The organism is Butyrivibrio sp. YAB3001 (assembly GCF_900112195.1).
Lineage (GTDB): Bacteria > Bacillota > Clostridia > Lachnospirales > Lachnospiraceae > Butyrivibrio.
Genome location: NZ_FOKR01000028.1, coordinates 38,932 through 48,420, shown reverse-complemented (window position 1 = coordinate 48,420; position 9,489 = coordinate 38,932). Strand labels below are relative to the sequence as shown.

At 36.6% G+C, this 9,489-nt stretch carries 8 protein-coding genes and 3 tRNA genes; all 11 read left to right on the top strand.

Features of this window, described 5'->3' with window-relative positions:
• The first annotated feature begins 106 nt into the window (after positions 1-106).
• The 11 genes from BM086_RS19005 to BM086_RS18955 all read left to right on the top strand — a co-directional run bounded on the left by BM086_RS19005 (position 107) and on the right by BM086_RS18955 (position 9,471).
• A tRNA-Asn gene (locus tag BM086_RS19005) sits at positions 107-179 on the top strand.
• Positions 180-243: 64 nt separating this feature from the next.
• Positions 244-315: transfer RNA gene (locus BM086_RS19000), tRNA-Glu, on the top strand.
• A gap of 33 nt (positions 316-348) precedes the next feature.
• Positions 349-421, top strand: a tRNA-Phe gene (locus tag BM086_RS18995).
• Positions 422-704: 283 nt separating this feature from the next.
• Entirely contained in the window at positions 705-1,688 is a 984-nt protein-coding gene (locus BM086_RS18990; RefSeq protein ID WP_092331435.1) for an ABC transporter ATP-binding protein, read from the top strand.
• On the top strand, positions 1,681-3,051 hold the full coding sequence (locus tag BM086_RS18985; RefSeq protein ID WP_092331431.1) for an ABC transporter permease: 1,371 nt from the start codon (positions 1,681-1,683) through the stop codon (positions 3,049-3,051). Before BM086_RS18990 ends, BM086_RS18985 begins: the two co-directional genes overlap by 8 nt.
• Positions 3,048-5,375, top strand: coding sequence for a CPBP family glutamic-type intramembrane protease (locus BM086_RS18980; RefSeq protein WP_092331426.1), 2,328 nt, complete (start codon positions 3,048-3,050; stop codon positions 5,373-5,375). The genes BM086_RS18985 and BM086_RS18980 overlap by 4 nt, the downstream gene beginning before the upstream one ends.
• Before the next feature lie 181 nt (positions 5,376-5,556).
• Positions 5,557-5,868 carry a hypothetical protein gene (locus BM086_RS18975; protein ID WP_092331423.1) on the top strand — a complete coding sequence of 104 codons (312 nt, stop codon included), beginning with the start codon at positions 5,557-5,559 and terminating at the stop codon, positions 5,866-5,868.
• A gap of 312 nt (positions 5,869-6,180) precedes the next feature.
• A complete protein-coding gene (locus BM086_RS18970) occupies positions 6,181-7,167 on the top strand; it encodes a metal ABC transporter substrate-binding protein (RefSeq protein ID WP_092331420.1) in 987 nt (328 codons plus the stop codon).
• A 15-nt stretch (positions 7,168-7,182) separates the two neighbouring features.
• The gene (locus BM086_RS18965; RefSeq protein WP_092331416.1) at positions 7,183-7,905 is read left to right on the top strand and encodes a metal ABC transporter ATP-binding protein; all 723 of its coding nucleotides are present in this window, start codon (positions 7,183-7,185) and stop codon (positions 7,903-7,905) included.
• Positions 7,898-8,743, top strand: a complete 846-nt coding sequence (locus BM086_RS18960) for a metal ABC transporter permease (RefSeq protein ID WP_092331412.1) — start codon at positions 7,898-7,900, stop codon at positions 8,741-8,743. Before BM086_RS18965 ends, BM086_RS18960 begins: the two co-directional genes overlap by 8 nt.
• Positions 8,740-9,471, top strand: coding sequence for a hypothetical protein (locus tag BM086_RS18955; RefSeq protein ID WP_092331408.1), 732 nt, complete (start codon positions 8,740-8,742; stop codon positions 9,469-9,471). Before BM086_RS18960 ends, BM086_RS18955 begins: the two co-directional genes overlap by 4 nt.
• Positions 9,472-9,489 lie beyond the last annotated feature (18 nt).

Sequence of the window (9,489 nt, the reverse complement as noted above, 5' to 3'; positions counted from 1 at the left end):
TGTGTACTAATAGGTCGAGGGCTTATCCAAAAGATAAGATGTATAGGGAAAAGGATTTAGATTAGTCAGTGTTCGGTTTTGAAGGTACAAGTCAAGAAGATAATAATCCTCAATAGCTCAGTCGGTAGAGCATTCGGCTGTTAACCGAAGTGTCGTAGGTTCGAGTCCTACTTGGGGAGCTTGTCAAAGGAAACTTTGATAAAAGAAGGAAGACTGTTACTAAAGTATGAAACGGTCTGATGCGGCTCCGTGGTCAAGCGGTCAAGACATCGCCCTTTCACGGCGGTAACACGAGTTCGATTCTCGTCGGAGTCATAGTGTTATAATTATAGTTTTTCATTACTTTATGCCTAGATAGCTCAGTTGGTAGAGCAGAGGACTGAAAATCCTCGTGTCGTTGGTTCGATTCCGACTCTAGGCATTTTTCATATTAATAATGATGATACAAGCTGCAGACTTAAAGGGAATATAAGTCTGCAGCTTGTTTTTGTGCGGAAATATCCATTACATAATAAGCAATCTGCTATGGAGGAGAGTATGTTTTGTTGTTCTTAGGGTGATTTCATAAAATTGTATTATGGTTTCTGCTAAATTACTATAAATTAAGGCATTTGTATATACATTTATGTTGGAGGTTTCTGTATTTTTTGATATAATCAAAATTCGTAAGTCAAATTATAAGAAAGATTGTTGAGGAAAATTTCATGTCATTTGAAGTAAAACATTTGCAAAAAAAATATGGTGACAAGCAGGTAGTTGAGGACCTTTCCTTTAAACTTGATGGACCTGGCGTGTATGCGCTTCTAGGAACTAATGGTGCAGGTAAATCAACATCTATACGTATGATTTTGGGTATACTTGCAAAAGATCACGGAGAAGTCCTATTAAATGGAGAGAATTTTGATACACGTAAAGTGGATGTTGGTTATCTTGCTGAAGAGAGAGGTTTGTATCCAAAGTATCCCATCATGGATCAGCTCTTATACTTTGCATCACTAAAAGGTTTGTCAACAGACGTTGCTATGGAGAGAATCAAATATTGGGGAGAAAGGCTTGAAGTTATGGAATATCTTTTCCCTGAGCGCAAAAAGGGAAAGAAGTTTAAGCCGACTTTGGCTGAGCAATTGTCTAAAGGTAATCAGCAAAAGATACAGCTTATGGCTGCTTTGATTTCTGATCCTGAGTTTTTGATACTGGATGAACCGCTTTCGGGTCTTGATCCTGTTAATACCGAACTATTTAAGAGCGTGATTCGTGAAGAAATTGAAAAGAAAAAATATATTATCATGTCATCTCATCAGATGCCTGTAATAGAGGAGTTTTGTGAGGATATTACTATCCTTAACAGAGGAAAAGCAATTGTTCAGGGAAATCTGAATGAGATTAAAAAATCATATGGAAGAGTTAACCTCTTTGTTAAGTGCGATGAAGATATTTCAGATATTATCAGTGCGCTTGGACTTAGAGTTATTAATGATACACCTGCAGGAATCCAGATCAAGGTAAAGAATGAGATGGAAGCTAAGAATCTTCTTAGACAGTTGAATGAAGAAGACAGAACTGTCGTAAGATTCGAACTTAGAGAACTTTCACTCCATGAAATTTTCATTGAAAGTGTTGGTAAGGGTGTGGAAGATAATGCACAGAATCCAATGGGGAACAAGATGGAGGAAGTTGTAAGTGAATAAAAGTGATTTTAGGGGATTTAAGCAGGTCTTTTTGTTTGAATTTATGACAGGAATCAAGAAGTCCAGCTTTAAAGTATTTCTTATAATAATGTGTGCCCTGGCATTTTTTACTACACCTATTCTTGTAATAGTAGGAAATATAAAGGGTGAGCAAAATGCTAAAGAAAATGCTGCTGAAAAAACTGAGATAGAATCAATATATGTTTATGATGACACCAGTTTGGCTATAGATTATAAGCTTTTTAATAAGAAAGATAAGTATTCTGATGTTTCTTTTATAACAGATGGTAAATTGTCCTATGATGATGCAGTAAAAGAGCTTACGAAAGAATCTGAGAAGAATAATATTGTTATCAAAACAGAATATGATAGTGAAGTTGGATTTGATGTTACTATTGCTCATTCAAAAAAGTCTGATGTGAAAAGCGCAGCTATTGATGGTTTTAAGGAAGAATATCTGTCTTTTTACAGAGAAGAAATTCTAAAAAATCTTGAAGTGAGCGAAAAGGATTATGAATATCTTTCAAAAGATTTTAATGTTACGGTCATGAAAGCTGCTGAAGATGGTTCTTTATCTGAGGATGCTGAAGGTATTTCATTAAGTGAATATATTATCATGCTTGTAGGTCTTATGATTGTACTTATGTTCATAAATCTGTCAGCTGGTAATGTTGCAAGTTCAGTTGCTACGGAAAAATCCTCAAGAGTTATTGAATATCTTATGGTTGGAACAAGGCCTATGGCTTTATTAGCCGGTAAGATTGTTGCGAGAGTACTTGAAACGGTTATTACAACTTTATCAGCCTACTCATGTTATTTTATGTCACAGCTTTTTTGCACATTTTTAGTGTCTGATAATATGGCTGCAAGCACATCTTCAAGCAATGTTGTTGTGGTTTCTTCCGTTTGGGAGACTATTACTGTTTCAAAAATAATTGTTGCAGTCATTTATTTCCTGGCGGGAGTCATTCTTTTTACAATAATTGGAGCACTTACCGGGGCAAGTGTATCGAAGCTTGATGAGCTGCAGGATGCTATGAAGTTCTATAGCTTTTTGATGTTATTATGCTCTTATGCGGATATGTTTCTTGTTATCATGATGCTTACTACCGGTGAAGTGGGAATATTTCAGGATTTCTGCGCGATATGTCCGCTGACCGGAGCTTTTTTGACACCTGCGCTTATACTGACAGGAAAAATTGGGATTTTGGAAGGATTGATTGCCCTTATTGTCATGATTATTACTGTAGTTGTCACATACATTTTATCAGCAACAGTATATGAGTCTATGCTATTATTCCAAGGCAATCGACTAAAATTTAAAGATATAGTTACACTTATGAAAAAGCAGGTGGTCGAATGAGAAACTGGCTTAAGGTATTTAAATTTACTCTAAATCAAGCCCTTAAGGGCACAAAATATACAATGTCAACTGTAATGGTAGGCATAGTTGTTCTTTTGGTAACAGCTCTTACTAATATTTTTGTATCAGGCGCTTTTGATGATGATGCTAAGGTGAATGAGCTGAAGGCTGTATATGTGATAAATGAAACGGGATTATCAATTGATACAAAGAGTTTTATTGATAAGCATAAAGATGATTATCCGTATTTAGACATCAGTGAGGTTTCGGGCATTGATGCCAAGGCTGCGGTATCAGATTCTAGCCTTCTTGGAGATAATGCAAATTATTCAATTGTTCTGGAAATTAAAGAAGATGAAGAAAATTGTAATCTAACGGTTTATATTCCAAATGCAAGTAATATAGGAAGTGAAGATGCTGAAGGTTTTTGTAAAGATTTCGAAGAAACTATAGAAAATGCAAAGATTAAAAGTACCGGCGTTTCTGAAGATAAGCTGAATATGGCAATTGGTGACCTAAGAGCTAAAGTTGTCGAAGCGGAAGAAGCAGATGAAAAAGAAGAGCTTTCTTTCTTTTCTTATGCAGCGCCGACAGTTGTCATACTACTATTATATTTCCTTGTAATAATCTATGGTCAGAGTATTGGACAGGTTGTAAGTATGGAGAAGACATCTAAACTCATGGAGTATCTCCTGACACTTACAGGGTCTTCCGGAATAATCTTTGGAAAGGTAATAGCAATCTTCTGTGAAGCCGTTATACAGTTATTTGTATGGTTATTATGCGGTGCAACAGGTTATGTAATAAGTAATGTATTCATAGTAAATATTGCAGGAAACAGGGGAAAAGACATTATTTCTACTTTTGTGAATATGTTGCCTGAAGGAAGCATTTCTCATAATTTTGTGGTGATAATGATTCTGACAGTTTTGGCATTTCTAGCTGCATTCTTGTTTTACTGTTTTGTCTCAGCTTTGTATGCTTCTTTTGCAGCAACAGCAGAAGAATTGAATCAAACCAATGCCATGTCAATGATGACAATGCTTGTAGGATTTTTTGCAGCAATGTATGTGCCTGGTATTACAGATAATTCAAAATTGGGACTGGCAATAATAAGAATTATACCGGTGTCAGCAGCGTTCGTTCTGCCCGGGGATCTTTTTGCAGGTAAGATAGGTCTTGCGGAATTTTTGGTTTACATTTTGCTGCTGCTGTTTTTTACTGTTATGCTTGCAATTCTTACGGGAAGAGTATATAAGAATCGATTATTTAAAAAAGGTACAAAAGGTATTTTTGCAGAAATCGTTGCAGCCATAACCGGTAAAGATACTATAAAGTCAGATGATTCTGAAGCTGTGGAAAATGAACTTTCTGATAGTGAGAAGATAGTTCAGAGTGTCTATTATGAGAGAGTGGATAAAGCCAAAAAGACTTATACTGTAATTGGATTTGCCCTTCTTACACTAGTACTTGGCGCTAATATTCTTGGCGGATTTGTTGGAAATGTTATAGCAAGTATGGTATCAGCGCGTGAACAGATGGATTTAATGGCTGTCTATGGTGACAAAACATATTTTGCTATTATAAATATTGTTTCAATGTACATTATTGCATGCCCTCTATGCGCATTTGTTATGAAGCTTACAAATGATTCTGTTGCCAAAGTGAAAGGTCATGTAACAGGTAGCCAGTATATTAGATCAATATTTGCTATTTTCCCTATAACTGCTGCACTTTCATACTTTAGTGATTTTGTTGCGGCTATAGTATCAGGCGGTAAAGCAGAAAATACTTTTGTTGGAAGCATGGTTACAGGTGAAAGTGTACTGACGATGATAATGGTAGCTGTTCTTGCTCCTATATTTGAAGAGCTGGTATTTAGAAAACTTATTATAGACAGAGCACGCCGATATGGTGAACTTACAGCGATTATCTTTTCTGCACTTGCTTTTGGATTGTTCCATTGCAATATTTATCAGTTCTTTTATGCATTTGCAATTGGTCTGATATTGGGATATATCTATGTACGGTCAGGGAATATTTATCTGACAATAATAATGCATATGATAGTGAACGCTTCATCTTCGGTGCTATATCCTTTGGCACCTGAGATTTACAAGTATTTTTCCTATACTATGTATGTACTTGGAGTAATATCCATTATTTATACTCTTATAAAGAGAGATATCAAATTTGAACAAGCAAGAGATGAAGTATCAATGAATGAACTATCATCATTGGCATTTTTCAATATTGGATCAGTATTATTTGGTGTGGTTTGCGTTTTCCTTATGATTTATTCCTTGCTTGCTCCACTGGTATAAATCGAAAATGAATAGTGGAATGCAATATTGAGGATGATCTAAACTCCGTAAAACTCTTATATAGGGTTTACGGAGTTTTTGCAAGATTATAAAATCATAAATTTACCCATATTGACATTCCAAATCGGAATGAATATATTAGTGTTTGGAACAACGTCTTGGTTGTACATGGAGAAAAGTATTGATAAATGGTGCAGGGACAAAAGTAAATAGGGCGCTTGCAGGTATCATGGTTGTCATGGTGCTTTTTGTTGTTTTGTTCTCTGCAATTTTTATTGTTTCTCACGTTGACCATGATTGCACCGGTGAGAACTGTCCAATCTGTGCATGTATACAGCAGTGTGAGAATATCCTGCACGGCGCCGGAGGCAGTACATTATTTGCAGTGGTGGCATTTGTTCCGGTATTTTTGATTTTTGGTTCTTATATTATTTCTTATTGTATCGTTTTTTCTGATACGTTAGTTTCCGCAAAAGTGAGAATGAATAATTAAATATCTTCTGTTATCAATGGTGTGTGCACAATTGAGGTAATATATGGTTATTTCTGATTGTGTATGCATTTGTATGACTAGTGCAGCTGTTTTATATTAACTTGACTATATGCTTGCTAAAATTTAAATCTGCTTCACTGTCATCAGTTGTCGATGGATTCCGATGTGTTTAAGGATGATGTGGATTTATATTCATTCATGCATTGGGCATTTTGTACGGAAATTGAGCATGTTTCATGCTCGGTTTGTGTTTGCGTACAGTTTTTACAGGTGTTTTTTGTGAAATCAAACAAATAACGGAGGAATTTAATTATGAAAAAATATATATCAGTTCTTTTGGCTGCTATTTTAATGGTGAGCTGTCTTTCTGCATGCGGATTAAAGGGTGAATCTAGTTCTGCTGCTGGTAACAAGATTCAGATTGTTACTACTATTTTCCCTGAATACGATTGGGTAATGAATGTCATTGGTAAGGATTCTGCCAATGCAGAAGTGACAATGCTTTTAGATAACGGTGTTGACCTTCATAGTTATCAGCCAACAGCTGAGGATATTATGAAAATTTCAAACTGCGATCTTTTCATATACGTTGGTGGTGAATCAGATGAGTGGGTGGAAGATGCGCTTAAGGAATCTACCAATAAGGATATGTTTGTTATAAATCTTCTTGATGTTCTTGGAGATAGTGTAAAAGAAGAGGAGATTGTAGAAGGAATGCAGGGTGAGGAAGAAGAGGAAGAGAGTGAAGAAGAGGAGGAAGTAGAATACGACGAGCATGTATGGTTATCGCTTAAGAATGCGGTGAAACTTACGGAAAGCATTTCAAATGCACTACAGGTAGTAGACAAAGATAATGCGGAAAAATATAAGCAAAATGCTGAAGATTACATTTCTAAGTTGAATGAACTTGATAAAAAATATCAGGACGCTGTTTCTGCTTCAGCCAAGAAAACAGTTCTTTTTGGAGATCGATTCCCATTCAGATATTTGGTTGATGACTATGGCTTGTCATATTATGCTGCTTTTGTGGGATGTTCAGCAGAGACAGAGGCTAGTTTTGAGACAATAACATTCCTTTCAGACAAAGTCGATGAGTTGAATCTGGGTGCGGTAATGACAATTGAAGGACCTGATCATAGGATTGCAGAGACAATCATTCAGAATACACAGAACAAGGACCAAAAGATACTCACAATGGATTCGATGCAGGCTACCACTTCAAAAGATGTGAAGAATGGCTCAAGTTATCTGGAAATCATGGAGAATAATTTAAAGGTGCTTTCGGAAGCATTAAACTGATCAGGAGGATCTGTCATGGCTTTGATAACCGCAGCGAATATATCCTTGGGATATGATAAACATTCAATCGTAAAAGAACTTAATTTCACAGTGAATTCAGGAGACTACCTAAGTATTGTTGGTGATAACGGATCCGGAAAGTCGACTCTTATGAAGACTTTGTTGGGGTTAGTGCCACTTATAAGTGGGCAAATTCAATTTGCTGATGGGCTTAAAGCGAATGAAATCGGCTATCTTCCGCAACAGACCGTGATTCAAAAAGATTTTCCGGCAGCTGTGAGGGAGATAGTTCTTTCAGGGTGCCAGGGACGCTGCGGCTTAAGGCCATTTTATAACAGAGAAGAAAAGAAGCTTGCAATGCAGAACATGGAGCGTATGGGTATAACTGACATAAAAGACAGACCGTACAGAAACCTGTCAGGAGGGCAACAACAGAGGGTATTACTTGCCAGAGCATTGTGCGCAACACAAAAAGTTCTTCTTCTGGATGAGCCTGTAGCCGGTCTTGATCCGAATGTTACATCGGAAATGTACACACTGGTTGAAAAACTCAATAACGAAGGGATTACCATCATTATGGTATCGCATGACATTACTGCAGCAGTCCAATATTCAAGTCATATCTTACATATGGGAGAAACAGTGTTTTTTGGTTCTAAAGAGGAATATCTGAAAAGTAGTGCCGGCAAAAAGTTCCTTTTTGACTTTGAACATGTGGAGGAAAAGAACTATGCTTGAAAAGATCATTATGTATATGCAGTATCCTTTTGTGAGGTATGCAATAATTGTTGGAGTACTGATAGCACTTTGCTCGTCCCTTCTTGGAGTTACACTTGTTCTTAAAAGGTTTTCCTTTATTGGCGACGGACTTTCCCACGTGGCTTTTGGTGCTATGGCTATAGCTACTGTAATTAATATGACTGACAAGATGTTTATTATTTTACCGGTAACTATTTTGTGTGCAGTGCTACTGCTAAAAACAGGCAAAAACACGAATATTAAGGGAGATGCAGCTATTGCAATGATATCGGTTGGAGCGCTTGCATTCGGATATTTACTTATGAATGTCTTTTCAACATCATCTAATCTTACAGGAGACGTATGCAGTACGCTATTTGGATCAACGTCGATACTTACACTGACAAAAGAAGAGGTTCTAATTTGTGCGATATTATCTGTGTCTGTGGTTCTGATCTTTATTCTTTTCTATAACAAGATATTTGCAGTGACCTTTGATGAGGACTTTGCTAAGGCGGTTGGCACAAAAGCGGATACATATAACCTTCTTATAGCGGTTGTGATCGCAGTTATTATCGTGCTTGCAATGAATCTGGTAGGATCACTTTTAATATCTGCACTTGTTATTTTCCCGGCGCTATCTGCTATGCGTTTGTTCAACAATTTTAAGATGGTAACGATGTTTTCTGCAATTATATCTGTTGTTTGCGCATTTTTTGGTATGATGATATCCATTCTTGCAGGAACACCTGTGGGTTCGACTATAGTTGCAGTGGATGTTGTGGCATTTGTGATTTGCTATTTTTCAGGTATGCTAATCGGGGGAGCGCGGGCATGAGAAATAAAGTGATTATTAGCAAAAACAATACGAAATGGAATTTGCCATTCATATTTATTATTCTGGCAACGTCTTTCTTTACTATGGGATGCGGAAAAAACAGCGAAGATAGAGGCAAATATGCAAAAAGTAGCAGCGTTGAAGAAGTCTTGTTCCAGCAAATATCGGATGCTGAGAAAAAAAGTAGTTCAAATGATGAAGTTGTAGATGAAGCGGTGATAGATGATTCTGAAATAGATACCGATGATATGACATATGATTCTGATTCTTCCTCTGATTCTTCAATAGTAATAGGCGAATCGAATGTGGGCATAGATGATGAACTTATTACTGATGTTCAAGGACCTGAAGAAAATACTGGAAAAGATAAGAAGTCTGATATTGATGTTGATCTAACTGCCCTATCAAGTACTATGGTATATTCGGAAGTATATAGTATGATGATAAATCCGGAAAATTATATAGGTAAGACTGTGAAAATGAAGGGGCAATTTGTTCCGTATCTGGATGAAAGTACCGGGAAATACTATTTTGCATGCTTTATTTCGGATGCGATGGCTTGCTGTTCTCAAGGAATAGAGTTTGTTTTGACAGAGGACTATTCTTATCCTGATGATTATCCTTCTGAGGGGGATACTATATGTGTTATCGGAACTTTTGATACATATATGGAAGGAGAGAACATGTATTGTACTCTGAGAGGTGCAAATATAACATCTCTGAAATGATTTGTGGCGTAATTGTTA

Bases quoted from the DNA above. Each gene is read 5' to 3' on its own strand.
- BM086_RS18990 (WP_092331435.1), top strand. From the start codon at position 705: ATGTCATTTGAAGTAAAACATTTGCAAAAAAAATATGGTGACAAGCAG.
- BM086_RS18980 (WP_092331426.1), top strand. From the start codon at position 3,048: ATGAGAAACTGGCTTAAGGTATTTAAATTTACTCTAAATCAAGCCCTT.
- BM086_RS18970 (WP_092331420.1), top strand. From the start codon at position 6,181: ATGAAAAAATATATATCAGTTCTTTTGGCTGCTATTTTAATGGTGAGC.
- BM086_RS18965 (WP_092331416.1), top strand. From the start codon at position 7,183: ATGGCTTTGATAACCGCAGCGAATATATCCTTGGGATATGATAAACAT.
- BM086_RS18960 (WP_092331412.1), top strand. From the start codon at position 7,898: ATGCTTGAAAAGATCATTATGTATATGCAGTATCCTTTTGTGAGGTAT.
- BM086_RS18955 (WP_092331408.1), top strand. From the start codon at position 8,740: ATGAGAAATAAAGTGATTATTAGCAAAAACAATACGAAATGGAATTTG.